The sequence below is a fragment of the Clostridium sp. JNZ J1-5 genome (assembly GCF_053901425.1).
Map to the genome: position 1 here is coordinate 3,580,956 of NZ_CM132773.1, position 19,882 is coordinate 3,600,837.

Consider the following 19,882-nt stretch of genomic DNA (forward strand, 5'->3'; position numbering starts at 1 on the left):
ACAATAAATATGAAAGGTAGGTGTCCAAGTAAATATGAAAAAAAAGCATATTATTTCAATATGTTTAGTTATATTCTTAATGCAAAATATACTTTCATTTAAAGCTAATGCTCAGCCTAAAAACATATATGTAGATGCTAGAAGTGCTATAGCAATAGATAGTAAATCAAAATGCGTTTTATATGAAAAGAATTCTGATATGTTAATTCCAATTGCAAGTACAACTAAAATAGTTACTACTCTAGTTGCATTAAAATATGGTGATTTAGATAGGAAGGTTGAAATTTCAGATAGAGCAGCGAATATACATGGTTCACAAGCTGGGTATAAAAAAGGTGAAATTGTATCTCTTAGAGAATTATTATATGGACTTATGCTAAGATCAGGTAATGATGCAGCTATAGCAATAGCTGAAGGTATGTGTGGGAGTGTAGATGAGTTTTTAAAATTAATGAATGAATATACAGTTCAAATAGGGGCATTAAATTCTCATTTTGAGTCGCCACATGGCCTAGATAGTCAAAATCATTATTCAACAGCTTATGATTTAGCCATTATTACTGCAAAAGCAAAGGAGAATGAGCTATTTAACAAAATAGTAAGTGTAAAAGACGTAGATGCTAAGGAATATGGTTTTACTAAAAGTTATCATAATATTAACAAGATTTTGTACCAGATTCCAAACGCTAACGGTGTAAAAACAGGATACACAGGTGGAGCCGGAAAATGTTTAGTTACTTCTGTAGAAAATGGAGAAGACGACATAATTGTTGTAGTTTTAAATTGTAGCAATAGATGGAATGAGACTAAAAAAATATATGATCATGTAAAGAAAAATTACAATTTTAAAAAAGTAGTATCTAAAGATGAAACTATAGACACTATCTATTATGGAAAGAATAAAAAAGTGAACTTAGTTTGTAATGAAGATGTTATTATACCTGTTGGTAATGATGAAACATACGAGGTAAAGGTAGTTAAACCTAAAATAGTTCCTTCAAAACTTGTTAAGGGAAGTAATTTAGGAAAAGTATGCATTTATAAAAATAATAACTTAGTTGTTAGTAAACCTTTAAACAATAAAGAGGAAATATCACAGGGTAAATATAAAAACATAAAAGATATAATAAAGAAGATTAGATCCTAAGATATGGTATTAATTGATAAATAAGATTCTAGAAAAACAGAAGTTAAAAAGAAGCTTTAAGGCTTCTTTTTAACTATAGTATAAAGTTTTTTACTACCATTTTATCTCTATCATTTATAGGTTCCCAAAGCTGAATATTGGTTATTATAGCTTCCTTGCAAAAATAATTTTTAGATATTAATAGACAAGCCTCTTGGAACTCTTCATCGGACCATTGGCGTAGCGAAAAATTAGTATTAGCAAGAGAAATGTGAAAATCCCAGTTCTCAATATTATCTCTTACCTTAAATCCATTAGCTTTTAGTTTAGAATTTAATTTATATACTAAATCTATTAAAGTACCTTTATCTTCTACTTTTAAATTAACTGATTTAAAAGGCGGATCAAAACAAATTGCCCCATTAATTGTAATAGAAAATTTATTGTAATCTTGTAAAACACTATCTATAATAGTAACCAAGTTTGCTAGGTTACTAGGTTTTTCTATAATTTCTAAAGTAACATGAAGCATTGGTAAATCAGTATATAAGTGATATTTTTCAGATAAGTTCCTTTGAATCTTTTCAATTTGGTTATAAGAGATTTTATCAAGTAATCCCACTAAATAGTATAACAATACTCTCACCTTATTTCCAATAATAATAGGTTTATTATATCATGAATTAGCTATTTTTAGTAATATTTAATTGAAGTGCGTAGAACAATGTATTTTTTACATATAGAAGAATATATATTATATTGTAACAAGTTTAATGGAGGTATTATGATGAGATTAGCACTAAATTTTAAGAATGGCAAAAAAGAGGTGCTAAGTGAAGAGGATACAAAGAAAGTAATCGGGAGCATAAACTACTTAAAACTTATTAAATATTTAATGAGTTCAAAAAAGGTATCAGTTAAAACTATAAATATTCTAGATAAAGAAATAGCTGTTGATGAACTTAGATCTATGGAAGTACTTCTATAGTTAATTAATAACTGAAAGATTAGAGTATTTTAATTAGAAACATATATAGGTAAAGTGGTATAAAAATAAAAATATATCAATTAAAATCTCATCTATAAGATTATAGATGAGATTTTATTGTTAACGGTGTAACAAAAGGTATGCCTATAAAATATTTTAATATTAGAGTGATCAAGGGGGGCATGAGAATGAAATATGAGATTATTGATTGTATAGATGCAGGAACGGAATATTGTCCTTGAAACACTAAAATGCTAAATTGTCTTATGGTTTAGATAACTTAACCAATTTTATCATCTTTGTAAAGTTCTATAGATACACTTTTATTTTTTCCATCCCAGTATACTTTACTAATTAATGATTTTATGAATAGTTTTTTACAATCAATATCTTCAATAAGATTTATTATAAAGCTAAAATTATTTAGATTATCTAAAATTTTATTTAAATCTATTGAATTTTTATACGTTTTTACTTTTAAATTATTAATATAAGATAGTTTGCTTTTAAGTTTTTCTATTTCTATATTAAGATTTTCCATTTCAGACATAATGTATTGTTTTAAGGAAGAGTTATCTGTTTCTGATAGAGCTTTAACTAGGCTTTGCATAGACTTTTCTTTAGAAGAAATATCAATTTCTATAGAGTTACTTTGAAAATAGGATGTTTCTTTTGAACGTTTAAGGTTATAGGACTCAAGTTCCTCTAATAAATAATTAATAAAGAGATCAGTATTAAAAATTTTTATACTATGGATTACGGCACTCTCTAATTCATCAATTCTAACATTATTATTAGTACACTTAGTGCTATATGAATTATCCTTATTGCTACAAGCGTAATATCGGTATCTTTTACCACTGACCTTACTAATATGTCCGTATTTTATTATCATATTTGATTTACAATTAGAACATCTTAACAAACCTGTTAAAATAGCTGAAGATGATGTACCTATCCTTGGGGCTTTAACTTTATTTTTATCAAGTATACTTTGAACTTTTAACCAATCTTTAGAATCAATTATACCCTTGTGCTGGGATACTGCAGCAATCCATTCAGATATGTCTCTTTTAATTTTTATTCCTTTGCTTTTGTTATAGGTAAGAATTCCATTACCGTTAGCAATACCTGCTACATTCATTCCTAAACCATTTAAGTAGTTCAAAACTTCATCATTTGATTTAACATAAATAGGATTTCTTAAAATAAGCTGAACCTTTTTTTTATTCCAGTCAGCTCCTAATTTGGTTTTTATATTATTAGTAAACAAAAATTTATACACCTTATTTATTGATTGAAATTCTAAATACTTTTCATATATAATTTTTACCGTGATCAGTTCTTTTGAAACTGGAAAAAGCCTATACATGGACCTTTCTTTTAATTCAGAATCTAGAAAGGTAATGGCTCTGCTTTCAAATCCAAGGGGAGTTTGCCCGCCAAGCCATCTCCCTGTTTTAGCAAGTTCAAGCATATTATCTCGTATTCTCTCAGCTATAGTTTCTCTTTCAAGTTGAGCAAAAACTGAAGCTATATACATCATAGCTCTTCCCATAGGAGTAGAAGTATCAAACTGCTCTCTAATTGATATAAAATCAATTTCAAGTCCTTGTAGTTCATTAATTAAGTTGGAGAAATCTGCAATGTTTCTACTGATTCGATCCAATCTATAACATATTAGTACATTAAACTTTTTAGATTGAGCGTCCTTTATCAAACGTTTAAATTCAGGTCTATCAGTATTCCCTCCAGAAAATCCTTCATCTTCATATATTTCATATTCATTAATATTTAGTTTATGGCCATATTCTCTACATAATTGTATTTGGTTGCCAATAGATTCTCCTTTGCCAGTAAATTTAGATTTTCTACTATAAATAGCTGCCTTCATAAAATACTCCTAATTTTAATTACTATTATATTATTTTATGACTTTAGCTTTTTAAAGTTTATTAATAAGCAAAATAAATTTAATGATAATAAAATATAATTTATGCCATACTAATATAAAATAAAAAATAATAAAAAGTTTATTTAGGAACCTTTCAATTTATTTAGCATAATATAATAGGGAGACAAAATTCAAATTCTTATTAATAATGCTTAGCACTAGCAATCGACAGTATGCGGTTAGCTAGTGCTTTACTTTTTTTGAATATTGTTTGTCATATAAAGTGCAAAAAATGCAAAAATTTTTATAAAAACAATATAAAATTATAAAAATATTTGATAAAATAAGTTAAAAAATATGATATAACAATAAAAAATGTAGAATTTACAGACATACTATGGTAATATGTATTTAAGAAATGAGTAAAAACTAGACTAGGCATTATCATTTCTTTACATGTTTTACCTAGATAAATATAATCGTTTTCAATGGGAATTGTAAATACTTGAGTTTTGGCTAGTTTTAAATTTTATAATCATCTAATATGACTTTAATTAAGGAGGAATTTAACATGGAAAACGTTGAAATGAAATATGGAAGTAGCGTAATTAGCGTACCAGTAGATGAAGATAATTTGCTTGGAATATTAGAAGGAAATCCAATAAAAATAGAAAAGACAGAGGATGAAATTGTATTAGAAGCTCTTCACAATCCTATAGCTAGCCCAAGACTTAAGGAACTTGTGCATGCAGGAGAAACCGTTTGTGTAGTAATTTCAGACATAACAAGAGCATGGCAAAGAACAGATAGATTTCTAGGCAGAATTATAGAAGAGTTAAATGAAGGTGGAGTAAAAGATGAGGATATAATCATTCTTTCAGCTGCAGGTTCACATAGATATCAAACTGAAGAAGAACATGAAAAACTTATAGGAAAAGATTTAATGAAAAGATTTAAAGTAGTAGATCATAGTTGTCATGATAAAGATAACTTAGTGTATCTTGGAGAAACAAGCCATGGAACACCAATATCTATAAATAAACATGCATTAGAATGTGACCATGTAGTACTGACAGGTGGAATTGTTTACCACTTCTTAGCTGGCTGGGGAGGCGGAAGAAAGGCAATACTTCCAGGAATATCTTCATATGAAACTATTATGAAAAACCATGCACTTTCATTAAGTGATAAATTAGGTGAGGGTAAAAATACTGAGGCAGGTGCAGGAAAACTAAATGGTAATCCAGTTCATGAAGATATGCTTCAAGCTGCAGCCTTTGTAAGACCTACATTCTTGTTTAACACAATAACAGGAGGACATGATGGACGTATAATAGGAGCTGTAGCTGGAAACTATATAGAAGCACATCTTGAAGGATGCAGAATAGTAGAGAGTATAGATGGAGTAGATATAAAAGAAAAAGCTGATTTAGTTATTGGAACAGCAGGTGGATATCCTAAAGATATAAACTTCTATCAGACTATAAAAACTATTTTAAATACAAGAGAAGCAGTAAAAGAAGGTGGAACAATAATTATTGCTAGCCAATGTTCTGAAGGTCTTGGAGATAATGAAGACGTTAGAAAGATTTTGCTTAACTTTGATACTTTATTAGATAGAGAAAAAGAACTAAGAAGAGAGTATAGTATTTCAAAAGATATAGGCTATATATTCTGTGAAACTGCACAAAAATATGATGTTATTTTTGTATCAGAATTAGATCCTAAACTAGTAGAAAAAGCAAATATAACTGTAGTTAAAACTATAGAAGAAGCTTTAGAAATGACTTACGCAAAAAAAGGTAAAAATTTAAAAACTTACGTAATGACTCATGCTGCAAATACATTCCCTAAAGTAGTTAAATAAATTATTCTAAATATATTAAAAATATTTTTAATAGTAAATATATAAATAATAATTAGCACTAGTAATCTATATTAATAAATTACTAGTGCTTTGCTTTTATATTTAACTCAAAAGGGTATATTTTAAAGTAATTAAATAAGTATATTAAAACTATAAGTACAAAAAATAAGCCTAATCAATATTAAAACAGCCGCAACTTACTAATGGGAAGTTTTAAATAAATGTAAAAATTAACATTCATTTAAAACAGAACCCAATAAAAAGGAGAAAATTATGAATGTACTTAAAGAAATAGAAAAAGATGAATTAAAACAAAGAGCAATTGAAGAACTAATAAAAGAACAAGATAAGATAATAGCAGACTGTCAGCAGAAATATAATTTTTGCAAAATTCAATTAGAGAAGATAGCTATACTTAAAGATATTAGTAATGATTCCTTAGATGATAGTGAGGCAAAAGAAAAGTGCCAAGAAGAAATTGACAAGTTAATAAAAAAATCGGGTGAAGCTAATGAACTAAAAAGCAAATTAGAAAAACTTAAGCAATAATTAATTAAATAAGAACATATGTTTGCGTTGCTGTCTATAATTTAGTATAATATTAATATATAGATATGTGTTAGGAGTTGAAGCAATGCGAGATTATGTTCTTAAGCATTCCTTAGAAGATCAAAGAATAATATCTATAAGATACCTTAAGGATAATAAAATAATTCAAAGAAGAATTAAAGTAATAAAGATACAAGGTGATAATATACAAGCCTACTGTTATTTAAGGAAAAGCATTAGAAATTTTAAAAGAGACAATATACTTTCAGCTATAATGTAAATTGTTTAAGTTTATATTAGAAATATTAAAAAGCCTCATATTTTATGAGGTTTAATTTTTTTGCTAAATATTATATTTGAAGATATATTTCATGGTAAAAGCTATTAATCATAAATAGTATAGGTTAAATATATATTTATCTTATAAATACTTGTTTAATTACAGGGGAGACGTGATGCTATGGATTTGCTAATGAATATTATGAACAACCTTATTTTAATGAAATTATTAAATGTCATATTAATGAAAAATAGAATGCTATATTTTATATTAATATCAATCATATTTATTGTTTTAATAATGTTAATAGGTATAATATTGCATAGACAAGCCAATATAGTAGAAAAAATATTAATAAATCTTATATTTTTAATGTTCGGAACTGTGGCAATTCTTTCAGAATTGTACTTGGCTATAAATTTAAGTAACAATCAAACACTTTATCTGAGAATTCCTATAGTTTTTAGCATACTGTTCATTTCTGTATTACTCATTTTCATGTTATACAATATGTATTTTATATGGAAAGATATTAGTAAGTTTAAAAATGCAAATAATAGACGGCAGCAATGTATATATATCAACAGATTTGTTTTATTTACTATTAATATTTTAGTGGTGGTGCTTATAATAATAATTTCATATGCCTTTATATACTACATAATAAATAATTTACCATCTACTATGGCTTTAGATTTAAAAGGAAACTTTCTGGATAGCGGTCATAGAAAAAAATTAGGAGAGTGTATATATTTTAGTGCAGTAACTTTTTTTACTGTAGGCTATGGAGATATGATTCCCAAAGGATTATTTTTATGTGGAATTGTTGTGCTTGAAATGATAACATCCTACCTGCTAGGTATAATATCAATACCTATTCTACTTTCAATATTATTATGGAATTCGAGAAATAGCAAATTATAAATGGCACTTTGGTGTATAAACCATGTCCTTGCCATCTGGCTGAAACTGGGGACTGTATTTTATGTTCAGAACTTTGTAATAAGACCTTTTGTGATTGTATAAATTGGAAGGGGACTTGTATATATCAGGAATATATATGGAATGGAAATAAAGCAAAGGAAGATAGAAAGTCTTACTTATGCAAAATAGTTTGTAAGAAGAAGGTTGAAGATGAACTAATTATAATTTCAGTAAAATTACCTTATGATTTATTGCAATCATTAGTACATCCAGGTAGTTATGTATTTCTAAGAAATCCTTTATGTAAAGAATATTTTGATGCTCCTATTTCAATTATGAATATTGATTCTGAGGATGGCACAGTAACTTTTGCTATAGAAATAAAAGGAGTTAAAACTAAGAGAATTGATGAGCTAAAAGTAGATGACAGCATAGTGCTAAGAGGCCCTTATTGGAATGGAGTTTTAGGATTGAGAAATGTTTTTAAAGCTGAAAAGGGCAACTGTATTATAGTAGCAAGATCAATTGGACTTGCACCAATGCTTCCTGTATTAAAAAAGTTATATGCAAATGGAAACAAGATAACACTTATTTTAGATAAAGCTAGTTACAAAGAGAACTTCATCAAAGATTATTTAGAAAAATATGATATAGATATTATAGAAAGTTGTACTTTTAATTCAGGAGAATTGACTGAGGAAGTAAAGGATATATTGAAAAAGTTAGTTAAGGAGAAGAAACCTAATTTAATTCATTGTGCAGGAGCAGATATTTTGATATATAAAATTATAGAGTACTTAGGGGATGAGTACAATTATTCTTGTTGCAATAATGCTAAAATGTGCTGCGGAGAAGGAGTTTGTGGAGCGTGTACAGCTAGATTTAAAGGGCATATTGTAAAAAGACTATGCAAATTACAAGTAGACCCTAAATACATTTTTGAAGGGAGGAGACTTATATGAAAGTTATAGTTATCGGTGGAGGTTGGGCTGGATGCGCCGCAGCTATAAGCGCCAGAAAAGCAGGTGCTGATGTAACTATATATGAAAAAACAGATATGCTATTAGGGCTTGGAAATGTTGGAGGTATAATGAGAAATAACGGAAGATATACTGCCAGTGAAGAATTAATAGCACTTGGAGCAGGAGATTTAATAAATTTGACAGATGAAAATAGCAGGCATAAAAACATAAACTTCCCAGGACATGAACATGCATGGTGTAATGAATTGCGACATTTATAAAAGCAGTAAAAAGGAGCTAATTTCCTTTAGCTCCCCAGAGCCTAATAGTGATTTTACCATCATTCCCGTTCCAATAGACAGAATCAATAAGGGTTTCAAGTACTAACTTTTTTTTGTCTATATCGTTAATAAGATAAAAGGCGGTACTAAATTTTTTTAAAGCTTCTAAGAAAATATCTATATTTAAATCATCTTCAGATGTTAGGAGCTCAGTGCTCTTTAAAGACTTGAATTTTAATTTCAATTCTTCTATTTCTTCACCTAATTTATTAACTTTTGATATTATATATTCTGAAGTTGTTGAATTTTCTATTTCAGATAACTTATTTAAAAGATTATCCATTTGTCTGGTTTTAAGCTGTATTTCATTCTCTAGATTATTAAAATCATCTGGTACTAAGCCTTTAACAATTTCTAATTTATAGGTTTCCATCTCTCTTATTAAATGGTCTTTATTAAGATTTCTAATTTCTTCAACTACGCATTTTTCTATGTCATATCCCTTTATATTAGGATTATTACAACGAGTTTTTCCAGAGTTGCATTTCATAGAGCAAGTATAGTAGTAAGTTCTTTTTTTAGTATTTTTACTTAGTCTTCCATAAGAAACACGCATGGAACTTCCGCATATGTCACATTTTAGTAAACCACTGAGGAGTGCATTTTTAGAAGTACCTGAACGCGGATTGGTTTGCTTTTCATTTTTATACATAATTGCCTGAACCTCTAACCATTTTTTTGAATCAATAATTCCATTGTGATTAGCTGCAGCAGCATGCCATTCACTTATATCTTTTGATTTATACTTAGAATTTTTTTTGTTATACACAAGTATACCATTACCATTAGGAGTGCCGCAGGTGTTCATGCCCTTATTTTCCAAGTAATCAAAAACTTCCATATCAGATTTAACGTATACTGGATTTCTAAGAATGTTACTTAGAGATGTGACTCCAAAATCTCCACCTTTTTTACCTTTTATATTATTAGAAAGCAAAAATTTCAGTGTTCTTGAAAGGGAGTTAGTCTCTAAATATTTATCATAAATTAAATTAACTACTTTTAACTCTTCTTTTACAGGATATAATTGATACATTTTCCTCTGCTTATAGTCTTTATTCATATAGAGAATAGGCTTACTTTCAAAGCCTAAAGGAGTTTGTCCGCCAAGCCATCGGCCAGACTTAGCAAGTTCAAGCATATTATCTCTAATTCTTTCTGCAATAGTTTCCCTTTCAAGCTGAGCAAATACAGATGCAATATACATCATAGCTCTACCCATTGGAGTAGAAGTGTCAAACTGTTCTCTAATAGAAATAAAGCCTATATTATAGTTTTGTAACTCTTCTATAAGGTTAGAGAAGTCTGCTATATTTCTACTTATACGGTCCAATCTGTAGCAAATCAGAACATTGAACCTTTTGTTTTTAGCATCTTTAAGCATTTTCTGAAATTCAGGTCTATCTGTATTGCTGCCTGAAAAGCCTTCATCTTCATATATAATAAAGTCTTTAATATTTAGACTTTTTAAGTATTCTTTGCATAATTGTACTTGATTTTCTACTGACTCTCCTTTACCAGTAAATTTACTTTTTCTAGAGTATATAGCAGCTTTCACAATAATTCACCTCACTTCCACTAGTAAAGTATATTGCACTACCTTTGTCCAATATGAAATGAATTTTTTATAATGTAAAAAAGTATTTTGTTAAAATTTGTTGATTATTCAGAAAATTAACATTAAAATGGTGATTAAGGTGTGTGTTTAAAAATTAGTTTTTTACTCTAGATATGAGAAGTACAACTAGAGTTAGTATTATGGGAATATTCTGCTATAACTCAATATAGAGGATAAACAGAACTATTCTTAAAGGTGTTAGTTATGCGAAAGTGCAAAGGAGGATAAAATGAGTGTAGAAATTGAATTATATGTTAGAACGCTAAAAGATTTAGAAGTTTCAATTGAAGAATTACAATCTAATAGTGGGTATAATAATACAAATCATAAGATAACATTATTATTCAGCTTGTTGGACTTAATGTCTAAGTGTGTAAGCGATAAGACAAAAAACAGAGAAAGATTTATTGATTTCGTAAATGAATTTTGTAGTTGGAATAATGGTAAACGCGTAAGTTTACCACAGCTATTATTTTATCTGTCAGAAGACCACTCTTCTAGGCTTACAGAGCTAAGAGAATATGTTAGTAAAATTCTTGATACGTGGCCCACAGATGAACCTATATCAATTGAATATGATCCAGAAATTACTCAAATAGAAGCACTATGGCCTTCTGATTACAGAGGGTTAAATAGGACTACACTTAATCATTTCACCCATACTAGTCTTTTGTGGAATCAGAGAAATAGCCTAGTGCACGAAATGAGGGGACGTGGATATGGGTGGGGATTATTTGAAGAAAGTTCACCATATTATACATCATGTAGTCATGTTGAACGTAACTTAGTTACACAAAAACTTGAGATAAATAATAAAACATTTGAGCTTTATTATCCTTTTAGCTTCTATACAAATCTCGTAAATGAAGCTATTAATAATATTTGTATATATTTAGAGCAAAATGATATCAACCCTTATAACGCTTATAGATTCGGCTCATTGTGGTTGGATATAGATAATTAATCCCTTCGCATAACAAAACACTCAAGTTCGCTTTGGCTTGAAAAGATAGCCAAAGCACATGCCTCAGCTAACCGAGCCGAAATTTAGAAAAGCTAACATAAGAGCTATGTAAGCTTTTCTAAATTCCTGTAACGTTGAGGAACGTCTTGAGTGCGAAACGTTAGTCGACAGCAGTAAGTACACTTTAATAATTACTAGGGGGAGATATTAATGGATTATAAATATTATAGATTAAAAAATAATGATGACTTGGTAAATGACCTAAGCCTTTTATCATTAAGTTTGCAAAAAGTTACAGGATATTACGCTAATGACTATATAAATCCAGTCAAAAAATCTGGAGGAAACTTAATAACTATAATTTCTGATGAATCAGAGTTTAAAAACCATTTCTGTGTAAGTCTAATATTATTTCCATTTTTGGAAGAGGATTTTCTAAACTTACTGGAGAAAGAATTAGGAAATTTAATTTATGAGTATAATATTATTAATATTCATTTTACAGATATTTTTGGTAAAAATAATGTTTTGGGGTCTCGAAGAAACGAATTCATTGAAAAATATATTGAAATTGTATCAAAGGTGCCATTGACGTGTCTCTCAATATCTAAGGATAAAGATGGTATATTATGTGATTTAGAGCAAGAAGATATAACAAATGATGAGTTATATTTTGCATTGTTCTGGAACAACTTTGAGCGAATTATACCTGCTTTTAAAGATGAAGACTTATTCCATATTTGTGTAGAGCAAGAATATGATATTAATAACCCTAGTAAGTATAAAGATATTGCTGAGAAGCTTTTTTTGAAATTATACTCTGGTATAAACCAAATGAGTAGAAGATTCCCTAATAGGTATATTTCTATTTGTAAACACCCCAACTTTTTTTCAAAGAAAGCATTATTATATAGCTCACTTGCTGATTTAGTAGCTTATTCTTCAAATAAAATTCAACATAAAATTGATATAGGTGTACCTAAGAAAAAAATTCAAAAAGAGTATAGTACTCTTTTAAAGACAATACAAAAGATATTTGTTAATTATTCAGGATTATCAAGTAAACAGTTAGTTGAAATGGTAAATGAAGCGACTTAATTTGGCTTGCTATCGACTCAAGTTCACTTTGGCTGTAAGGGTCAAGCCTCTGAAGAAGCCAAAGCACATTCCTTCATCGGTGCAAGCACGCCATAGAAGTATTCCTCTGGGGTCCGATTCAAGAACGTCTTGAATGCGAAACGTTAGTGGACCTTGATGATAGTTCATTAAAATAATTGGAGGACATTGAATGCAATTGCTATTAGTTTTCAGAAAATTATTTAAGAAGAGGTTCTTTAAATTCTTAACAATATTCTTAGCACTTTTATTTATAGGCGCTATTTGGCAACATATTATGATTTATTATGAGGAAAAGGAGCTCAACTACCCAGGAAAACTTGTTGAAGTTAATAATCACAAGATGCACATTTATGGAGAAGGAAATGGTGCGTTAACAGTAGTTTTTACTGTTGGATCAGGTACTCCATGTGCTTATACAGATTACTATTATATTCAGAAAGAATTAAGCAAATCTGTAAGAACAGTTACATACGATAGAGCTGGGTATGGCTTTAGTGAACCTACATCTACACCAAGAACTGTGGATGAGCAGGTAAATGATTTACATAAACTATTAGATAAGTCTGGTGAAAAACCACCGTATATTTTGGTAGGACATTCACTATCTTCTCTGGAAGTAATGCGCTATGCTCAATTGTTTCCGGAAGAAGTATCTGGAGTTATTCTAATAGATGGAGGGAATCCAATATATTATGCTAATTATCATGAGTCTGGAGCCTTACTGTTAAGCTATTTGTTAGAAGGTGTAAGAGAATGTGGTTTAACCCGTGCACTAGGAAGTTTAGGAATACTGACACCTATGTCTGGTGAAAGTAAAAGGTATAAAATGCTACCTGATGAACTAGATGAAATTGATAAAATGATGTTTTATAGAAATTTAGGAAACAAAACCAATAGAAATGAAATTAGAAATATAAATGAAAATGCAAACAAAGTAATAGATAATGAAAAGCTCGGGAATATGCCATTAGTTATTCTGTCAAGTAAAGGTGATGATAAGTGGAATGAAACCCAAAAGGATTTGAAATCTTGGTCAAATTATAGCAGACAAGAAACCATAAGCGGAGCTGGACACTATATTCATTGGGATAGGCCCGATATAGTCATTGAAAAAATTCAAGAATTAGTAAAAGAACAAAGTAGAAACGTCCACTAACAAAAAATTTCCGTTCAACGGGGGATATTGTTTATGAAGGATAAAAATAGAGTGTTTTGCTCAACTGGGGTAATTACTGAGTATCCATATCTAGCTGATTATAAAATAATATTACGTGATGGGAAAAAGCTATCAGCTGATGGACTTGAATTGGTTATGTACCCTAATTGGTATAGTGAAATTGAAACTGTAACTCAAAAGTTATCTGAAAGTAGGTTGAAGTTCCCAATTATTCATGCTGATAAAGATATAGGTTCACTTATTACTGAATTAAGCTCTATAAACTATAGAAAAGGAATGGAAATATTAGAGTTGAATTGTGAGGTAGCAAAACAGCTTAATGCAAATTTAATGGTTCTTCATCTATGGGGACTACCGACTTCGGATGATAGATTTGAAAATAATATCGTCTCATTTGAGAAATGTTTAAATATTGCTGATAAATATGGAATATGCCTAGCCGTCGAGACATTACCATGTAGAAAGTCTGATCCAATTACCAATTTAAAAAGGCTTATAGAGATATACCCACAAACAAAAGTGGTATTGGATCTAAGAATGATATCATATCATGATTTGTTATGGAAAACCTTTGAGATAGATTGGTTATGGGAAAAAGAATATATTACGCATATACATATTCATGATTATAAAGGAAAAGCTTATTCATTGGATTCATTAAAGAATTATCTTTTACCAGGAAAGGGTGAAATAGATTTTACACTTTTATTCAATGAGTTAAAAAGAGTAAAGTTTGAAGGTTCATTATCTCTTGAAAGTAAATCACTTATAAAAGATGGTACAGTTAATTTTATTGAAGTAAATAAATGTTTAAATTACTTGAAGGAAGCTATTAATCAAATTTAAAAACTAACAATGTTCAAATAGTAAACAAAAAGAGTTTTAATTAATGTGGACAGCTGCTAACAATGCACTAATGTAAGCACGAAATAGTATAAATTATGCCCAAAAATTGAGGAGAGATGTACAAAACATGAAAAGATTTGCTGCATATCTAATTCTGATTATGCTTACAATTTTAGCAGGATGTAATAATAAGGACTTAACCAAGGAAGTTATAACCGCTAAAAATAGTGAGATGATAAGTATTACAAGACATCCAGAACTATATAATTTAAATATAGAAAAATTAAGTGAACTACCACATTTTGATAAAGACTCTACAAAAGGAGAAGAAATAGATTTAAGAGGTAAAGATTTAAGTGAATTACCTCTTAAAAACAGAGCTGATGACTTAATGTATTCTCAATTTAATATGAGTACAAAGTGGCCAAGTGAGTTACCAGAAAACTTTAATCCACAGATAATAATGAAAAATGGTAAAAATCCAGGTCTTAACATAAGAGAGTTGCATGGTGAAGGAGTCACTGGAAAAGGTATAGGAATTGCTATCATTGATGCACCTTTGCTAGTGGATCATATTGAATATAAGGATAATCTTAAAGTTTACGAAGAAATTGACTTAGTTAGTTCGAATGCTTATTATCATGGACCTTTGGTGGCGTCTCTTGCAGTAGGCAAATCTGTAGGGGTAGCACCAGAAGCAGACTTATTTTTCATTGCTACAAAAAACACTGATAATGATGGAACAATTAATTTAAATTCCTTTGCAAAGTCTATTGATAGAATTTTAGAAATAAACAAAAAGTTACCTAAAGAAAGTAAGATTAGAGTTATATCAATTTCAGCTGGGTGGATTCAAGGACAAAAAGGTTATGAGGAAATAAAGGAAGCTATTAGTAGAGCTAAACAAGAAGGAATATTTGTAGTTTCCTCTATGCTTGTGGGGGAGTATGGATACTTCTTTGATGGGCTTGGAAGAGACCCTATGAGTGATCCAGATAGCATATATTCTTATGAACCAAATGTAATGTATAATGATTATTATTTTAATGAAGAAGATATATATAAATTTTTTAAAGAAAGAACTCTAAAAAAATTTAAGCTAGAAAGGGAAATAAAAAATGTTTTATATGTTCCAATGGATTCTAGAAGCTTTGCAAGTCTTTATAGCAATGAGGATTATATATTTGGAAGAATAAATGGATGGAGCATGTGTTCACCATATATAGCAGGCTTATATGCTTTAACTTGTCAAGTGTATCCCAAAACTACTCCAGATTTGTTTTGGAAAACTGCTCTTGAAACAGGAGATAGCATAACAGTTAATAAATATAATAAACAAATTGTTATGGAGAAGATAGTTAATCCTAAAAGATTAATAGATAAAATGAAAAGTTATAAGAAATAGATTATAGAAGTACCCTTTATTTCGTATTTTTCATATCATGCACCATTAATGAAGGTTTCTGACATAGATGAGTATAAAAATATTTCTTTCTATAATCATATATTGTTAAAAAAGATTAGTTAAGTATTAGGCAAACAACTCTATATAGCAAACTTAATTTACAATTTTAAATTGAGCGTTAATCTAAAATAATTATTTTAAATATTTTGAATTCATACTTGTTTCAATGCTCATTTGTAATATTGAATACAAGACTAAAGAGAATATCAAAATTCAAATGTTATGCAACTATTTTTATTGCAGGGAAAGGACTGATTAAAAATTGAAAGTTAAGTATTATATAGCAGGGATATTCTCAATTTTAGCGTTGGTGTTTTACTATCTTCCGTGGACAAATGCTAACGAGCGTGTAGCATTAGATCTTTATTCAATTTCTTTCTTTTGGTTTATGATTGCTTGGGTAGCGCTAATAATACATCTATTTTTTTGTATTATACTTAAGGTGGAAAATAATCAGGCGTGGAAACACCATTTAGTAGCTTCTAGTTTAATTATAATAAGCTACATTGGATTATTCATTATGATTTTCAATGGTTATATGGTTACTGTTTAGGCAGTTTATAATTTTTGAATCATCTTGCTAATAAAGAAAATTTGACATTTTAATAATTATATTATTTATACATAGCAGAAGCGTTAAACATAAAAATAACTTACATAAATAATTTTGGACAGTAGAGATTTCAAATACAGTGCTAACGGACTACGTATGACAATGCATTCAAGTTTGCTTTGTATATTAAGGGTCAAGCCTTCAAGGAAACCAAAGCACATGCCTCAGCTAACCGAGTCGGTGGCCTGTCTATTGAAGGTAAGAGCTATCTAATTCAACAGATAAGCCACCTATAGCGCTGAAGCACGACTTGAATGGGGAACGTTATATGTAATTTTGTATAAATAGAGTGATAACTCAAACTTTATTAATTATTTCATTAAGTCACAATAGTAAAATATTCTGAAATTAGTTCAATTAAAGGGGATGTAAGTATGGAATATCATTTGGAAGAAGGTTTACCGACTTTAGAAGAAGCAAGGACATTATTAAAAGAAGCTGGCAAGCTAAATCCAGGAGTATGGATAGATCATTCTTTAAATGTGGGTAGGGCAGAAGAATTAATTGCAAAAGCAGATAAAGAATTAGATTCCAATGTAGCATTAATACTTGGAATGTTGCATGATATTGGGAGAAGATATGGTGTGACTAATGAAAGACATAGTTTAGATGGTTATAAATTCGCCAGTGAAAATGGATATGATTTATTGGCGAGAATTTCTATAACACATGCATATTTATGTAAGAATGTTGATGATATATGTGGTAAAAAAGATTGTACGATTCAGGAACGTAATTTTATTAAAGGGTATTTAGATAATATTGAATTTTCAGCATATGATAAATTAATTCAACTATGTGATGCTTTAGCACTGCCATCAGGCTTTTGATTATTAGAAAAAAGAATGTTAGATGTTGTAATGAGATATGGATTTAATGAATTTACACTTGAAAAATGGAATGAAACATTTGAAATACAAATATATTTTGAGGAAAGAATAGGAACTTCAATTTATAGTATTTTACCAAATGTAAAAGAAACTACTTTTGGGTTTTAAAAAAGTTTTAATGAACAATTTTATTCTAGGTTGTAATAAAGTTAAAGGGAATTTAAGATTTTCCTTAAATGTAGTTGCTTAAACAGCGTCTAACAAACCATTCAAGTTAGCTTTGGATAATTATGGTCAAACCTTCGAAGAAGCCAAAGAAACGTCTTAAATGCGAAACGTTATGTAAAATTTTAAAGCTAAGGTAATTTATATTTACGCATTTAATAATCTTTCGTTTACAAAGGTTAGGTAGTAATCGCAGAATCATGTGGTGAAAAGATTATATATTTACTCCATGTAAAAAGATAACATGTATGTTGGATGTGAGGAAAAATTTAACTTAGGGGGGATTTGAGCCATGGAGGGCAGAAAGAGTAAAATCATATTACTGCTCTTAGTTATCATTAGTGGATTAATTTTGTTTAGCATGTGTACTCCTTCTGTTTCAGTAAAGAATGTTACTGAGGTATCTTATGAAACTCCAGAAGTTTTTAAGGATACTAATTTGGGGGCTGAGTTACCATTCATCGCATATGAGTCCGAGCATCAACTTATTTTCTATAATTATATGGGTATTTTTGTATATGATCTCGATAATTCAAAAATGCTTCGATCACTTATACCAGGAGGGTCACAGTTTTATCATGATACTGGGACTAATGAGTCTACTAGAGTTAGGTTTAATATTGATAAGAATGTTATTAACATTTATAAGGAAGTTTATAAGGACGGCCACCAAAGATTTGAGTATTTCTATGCCTATGACATCAATAACGACAAACTTTACCAATACCCCATAGACAAACTGAACAAAGGTCAAGGTGTATCGAAGGTAACTGGACGAATGGATACAAGTGATTGGAGTGCATGGAATTTATTTTACACTTCTGAGCTAACAGGAAGGACATATTATCCATTTAGAAGTATCGCTAAATAATTTTATTTCCTGTTTATCATAGAATTAGATAGGCACTCTTAGATAAGATGATGTAGAAATGAGAGCTGTTAGATAGAAAAAGGTAATTGGAAAATAAGTTAAATATGTCTTAATCTTTAGTTAATATGCTTTATCCTTATACGCTAAAAGCCATAATTCAAGTTTTGTGATATTTAAAAAATATATAATTAAATAAGATAATACGAGGAGATGGATTTAATGAAAGAAGTGAACGTTAAGAATGAAAAAGTAATAATTAGAAAAGCAAATAAGTCCGATGCAAAAGCATTAATAGATTATCTTAATGTGATTGGAGGAGAATCAGATTTTCTAACTTTTGGAATAGGGCAGTTCAGGATAAGTGTCGAACAGGAAGAGGATTTTATTGGAAATGCCTTGAAAAATGAAAATGCTTTATTAATTATAGCAGAAATTAATGGAAAAGTAGTTGGAAATTTGAACTTTTCTGGAGGTATAAGACAAAGAGTTGCTCACGTTGGTGAATTTGGAGTAAGTGTCCTTAAAGAATATTGGGGAAATGGTATTGGTGAAGAACTTATAAAATATTTAATTAGTTGGAGTAAAAGTTCAGGAATAATTAGAAAAATTAATTTAAAAGTTAGAACTGATAATATACGAGGTATCCATTTATATAAGAAACTTGGTTTTTCAGAAGAAGGAATAGTAAGAAGAGATTTTTTAATTAATGGCGAATTTTATGATTCTTCATTAATGGGGTTACTGATTGATTAAAAAATATATTAAATTTGGTAGTAATATTCTTATATGAGAAAATCATTACCACTAAATCAACAGGAGATAGCAGAAAAACTAGGTGTGACGAACAAGGCAGTTTCAAAGTGAGAAATAGGCGAGGATTATCCTGAAATAAGCGCAGTAACTGTATTAGCTGAAATCCTTGGGGTAACTGTAGACGAGCAAAAGTCGAAAAGCCAAAACGTAGAACCAGCAATTACATAATTATCAAAACAATACGAGTATCTGCTAGATAAGGCGGTACTCAAGTTTAAAAATGCACATATAATTACGACAGGCATATCGGTGCTAGGAATTATACTTTCTTTTATAATGGTATTTTCTACTAGACATAGAAGTTCAGCCGTGTTTGGGATTATATTAGTTATATTAAGTATTATTGTTTTTCTCGTCAATTACAATAATGTTAAGGTTAGTTGTGAAAAGTATATGCAATTGTATCCTGA

General features: G+C 29.3%; 19 protein-coding genes and 1 pseudogene. 17 read left to right on the plus strand and 3 right to left on the minus strand.

Annotated features, from left to right (window positions below):
• Nucleotides 1–34: 34 nt before the first annotated feature.
• Nucleotides 35–1,147 (plus strand): D-alanyl-D-alanine carboxypeptidase family protein, encoded by a 1,113-nt coding sequence (locus ACWW38_RS17200; protein ID WP_456258751.1) that lies wholly within the window; start codon nucleotides 35–37, stop codon nucleotides 1,145–1,147.
• Between the two features lie 73 nt (nucleotides 1,148–1,220).
• Here the strand turns inward: ACWW38_RS17200 and ACWW38_RS17205 are convergent, their stop codons facing one another.
• Nucleotides 1,221–1,763 carry a 2'-5' RNA ligase family protein gene (locus tag ACWW38_RS17205; protein WP_456258752.1) on the minus strand — a complete coding sequence of 181 codons (543 nt, stop codon included), beginning with the start codon at nucleotides 1,761–1,763 and terminating at the stop codon, nucleotides 1,221–1,223.
• Between the two features lie 150 nt (nucleotides 1,764–1,913).
• Between ACWW38_RS17205 and ACWW38_RS17210 the strand changes: the two genes are divergently transcribed.
• Nucleotides 1,914–2,114: a hypothetical protein gene (locus tag ACWW38_RS17210; protein WP_456258753.1), complete on the plus strand. Its 201-nt coding sequence runs from the start codon at nucleotides 1,914–1,916 to the stop codon at nucleotides 2,112–2,114.
• Nucleotides 2,115–2,394: 280 nt separating this feature from the next.
• Here ACWW38_RS17210 and ACWW38_RS17215 read toward each other — a convergent pair whose 3' ends face one another.
• Nucleotides 2,395–4,008: a recombinase family protein gene (locus ACWW38_RS17215; RefSeq protein WP_456258754.1), complete on the minus strand. Its 1,614-nt coding sequence runs from the start codon at nucleotides 4,006–4,008 to the stop codon at nucleotides 2,395–2,397.
• A 571-nt stretch (nucleotides 4,009–4,579) separates the two neighbouring features.
• Between ACWW38_RS17215 and ACWW38_RS17220 the strand changes: the two genes are divergently transcribed.
• The 6 genes and pseudogenes from ACWW38_RS17220 to ACWW38_RS17245 form a co-directional block, all read left to right on the plus strand.
• On the plus strand, nucleotides 4,580–5,875 hold the full coding sequence (locus ACWW38_RS17220) for a lactate racemase domain-containing protein (RefSeq protein WP_456258755.1): 1,296 nt from the start codon (nucleotides 4,580–4,582) through the stop codon (nucleotides 5,873–5,875).
• A 273-nt stretch (nucleotides 5,876–6,148) separates the two neighbouring features.
• Nucleotides 6,149–6,424 (plus strand): hypothetical protein, encoded by a 276-nt coding sequence (locus ACWW38_RS17225; RefSeq protein WP_456258756.1) that lies wholly within the window; start codon nucleotides 6,149–6,151, stop codon nucleotides 6,422–6,424.
• Nucleotides 6,425–6,509: 85 nt separating this feature from the next.
• The gene (locus tag ACWW38_RS17230) at nucleotides 6,510–6,704 is read left to right on the plus strand and encodes a hypothetical protein (protein ID WP_456258757.1); all 195 of its coding nucleotides are present in this window, start codon (nucleotides 6,510–6,512) and stop codon (nucleotides 6,702–6,704) included.
• Between the two features lie 180 nt (nucleotides 6,705–6,884).
• A complete protein-coding gene (locus ACWW38_RS17235; RefSeq protein ID WP_456258758.1) occupies nucleotides 6,885–7,628 on the plus strand; it encodes an ion channel in 744 nt (247 codons plus the stop codon).
• An 11-nt stretch (nucleotides 7,629–7,639) separates the two neighbouring features.
• Nucleotides 7,640–8,590 (plus strand): sulfide/dihydroorotate dehydrogenase-like FAD/NAD-binding protein, encoded by a 951-nt coding sequence (locus tag ACWW38_RS17240; protein ID WP_456258759.1) that lies wholly within the window; start codon nucleotides 7,640–7,642, stop codon nucleotides 8,588–8,590.
• A pseudogene (locus ACWW38_RS17245) lies at nucleotides 8,587–8,868 on the plus strand (FAD-dependent oxidoreductase); the annotation flags it as partial. The gene ACWW38_RS17240 and the pseudogene ACWW38_RS17245, both read left to right, overlap by 4 nt.
• Before the next feature lie 19 nt (nucleotides 8,869–8,887).
• Here the strand turns inward: ACWW38_RS17245 and ACWW38_RS17250 are convergent.
• Complete coding sequence (locus ACWW38_RS17250; RefSeq protein ID WP_456258760.1) at nucleotides 8,888–10,489, minus strand: recombinase family protein; 1,602 nt, start codon at nucleotides 10,487–10,489, stop codon at nucleotides 8,888–8,890.
• 289 nt (nucleotides 10,490–10,778) lie between these two features.
• On the opposite strand from ACWW38_RS17250, the gene ACWW38_RS17255 reads away from it, so the two are divergent.
• From ACWW38_RS17255 to ACWW38_RS17295, 9 genes are all read left to right on the plus strand, one after another.
• On the plus strand, nucleotides 10,779–11,513 hold the full coding sequence (locus tag ACWW38_RS17255) for a hypothetical protein (protein ID WP_456258761.1): 735 nt from the start codon (nucleotides 10,779–10,781) through the stop codon (nucleotides 11,511–11,513).
• A gap of 210 nt (nucleotides 11,514–11,723) precedes the next feature.
• Complete coding sequence (locus ACWW38_RS17260; RefSeq protein ID WP_456258762.1) at nucleotides 11,724–12,611, plus strand: hypothetical protein; 888 nt, start codon at nucleotides 11,724–11,726, stop codon at nucleotides 12,609–12,611.
• A gap of 190 nt (nucleotides 12,612–12,801) precedes the next feature.
• Nucleotides 12,802–13,788 carry an alpha/beta fold hydrolase gene (locus ACWW38_RS17265; protein ID WP_456258763.1) on the plus strand — a complete coding sequence of 329 codons (987 nt, stop codon included), beginning with the start codon at nucleotides 12,802–12,804 and terminating at the stop codon, nucleotides 13,786–13,788.
• 33 nt (nucleotides 13,789–13,821) lie between these two features.
• A complete protein-coding gene (locus ACWW38_RS17270) occupies nucleotides 13,822–14,655 on the plus strand; it encodes a sugar phosphate isomerase/epimerase family protein (RefSeq protein WP_456258764.1) in 834 nt (277 codons plus the stop codon).
• A 127-nt stretch (nucleotides 14,656–14,782) separates the two neighbouring features.
• Nucleotides 14,783–16,060 carry a S8 family serine peptidase gene (locus tag ACWW38_RS17275; protein WP_456258765.1) on the plus strand — a complete coding sequence of 426 codons (1,278 nt, stop codon included), beginning with the start codon at nucleotides 14,783–14,785 and terminating at the stop codon, nucleotides 16,058–16,060.
• Nucleotides 16,061–17,107: 1,047 nt separating this feature from the next.
• Nucleotides 17,108–17,563, plus strand: coding sequence for an HD domain-containing protein (locus ACWW38_RS17280; RefSeq protein ID WP_456258766.1), 456 nt, complete (start codon nucleotides 17,108–17,110; stop codon nucleotides 17,561–17,563).
• Nucleotides 17,564–17,578: 15 nt separating this feature from the next.
• Entirely contained in the window at nucleotides 17,579–17,731 is a 153-nt protein-coding gene (locus tag ACWW38_RS17285) for a hypothetical protein (protein ID WP_456258767.1), read from the plus strand.
• A 349-nt stretch (nucleotides 17,732–18,080) separates the two neighbouring features.
• Entirely contained in the window at nucleotides 18,081–18,659 is a 579-nt protein-coding gene (locus ACWW38_RS17290) for a hypothetical protein (RefSeq protein WP_456258768.1), read from the plus strand.
• Nucleotides 18,660–18,878: 219 nt separating this feature from the next.
• Nucleotides 18,879–19,412, plus strand: coding sequence for a GNAT family N-acetyltransferase (locus tag ACWW38_RS17295; protein ID WP_456258769.1), 534 nt, complete (start codon nucleotides 18,879–18,881; stop codon nucleotides 19,410–19,412).
• The last annotated feature ends 470 nt before the right edge of the window (nucleotides 19,413–19,882 follow it).

Bases quoted from the DNA above. Each gene is read 5' to 3' on its own strand.
- ACWW38_RS17200 (WP_456258751.1), top strand. From the start codon at position 35: ATGAAAAAAAAGCATATTATTTCAATATGTTTAGTTATATTCTTAATG.
- ACWW38_RS17210 (WP_456258753.1), top strand. From the start codon at position 1,914: ATGAGATTAGCACTAAATTTTAAGAATGGCAAAAAAGAGGTGCTAAGT.
- ACWW38_RS17215 (WP_456258754.1), bottom strand. From the start codon at position 4,008: ATGAAGGCAGCTATTTATAGTAGAAAATCTAAATTTACTGGCAAAGGA.
- ACWW38_RS17220 (WP_456258755.1), top strand. From the start codon at position 4,580: ATGGAAAACGTTGAAATGAAATATGGAAGTAGCGTAATTAGCGTACCA.
- ACWW38_RS17225 (WP_456258756.1), top strand. From the start codon at position 6,149: ATGAATGTACTTAAAGAAATAGAAAAAGATGAATTAAAACAAAGAGCA.
- ACWW38_RS17230 (WP_456258757.1), top strand. From the start codon at position 6,510: ATGCGAGATTATGTTCTTAAGCATTCCTTAGAAGATCAAAGAATAATA.
- ACWW38_RS17235 (WP_456258758.1), top strand. From the start codon at position 6,885: ATGGATTTGCTAATGAATATTATGAACAACCTTATTTTAATGAAATTA.
- ACWW38_RS17255 (WP_456258761.1), top strand. From the start codon at position 10,779: ATGAGTGTAGAAATTGAATTATATGTTAGAACGCTAAAAGATTTAGAA.
- ACWW38_RS17260 (WP_456258762.1), top strand. From the start codon at position 11,724: ATGGATTATAAATATTATAGATTAAAAAATAATGATGACTTGGTAAAT.
- ACWW38_RS17265 (WP_456258763.1), top strand. From the start codon at position 12,802: ATGCAATTGCTATTAGTTTTCAGAAAATTATTTAAGAAGAGGTTCTTT.
- ACWW38_RS17270 (WP_456258764.1), top strand. From the start codon at position 13,822: ATGAAGGATAAAAATAGAGTGTTTTGCTCAACTGGGGTAATTACTGAG.
- ACWW38_RS17275 (WP_456258765.1), top strand. From the start codon at position 14,783: ATGAAAAGATTTGCTGCATATCTAATTCTGATTATGCTTACAATTTTA.
- ACWW38_RS17280 (WP_456258766.1), top strand. From the start codon at position 17,108: ATGGAATATCATTTGGAAGAAGGTTTACCGACTTTAGAAGAAGCAAGG.
- ACWW38_RS17285 (WP_456258767.1), top strand. From the start codon at position 17,579: ATGTTAGATGTTGTAATGAGATATGGATTTAATGAATTTACACTTGAA.
- ACWW38_RS17290 (WP_456258768.1), top strand. From the start codon at position 18,081: ATGGAGGGCAGAAAGAGTAAAATCATATTACTGCTCTTAGTTATCATT.
- ACWW38_RS17295 (WP_456258769.1), top strand. From the start codon at position 18,879: ATGAAAGAAGTGAACGTTAAGAATGAAAAAGTAATAATTAGAAAAGCA.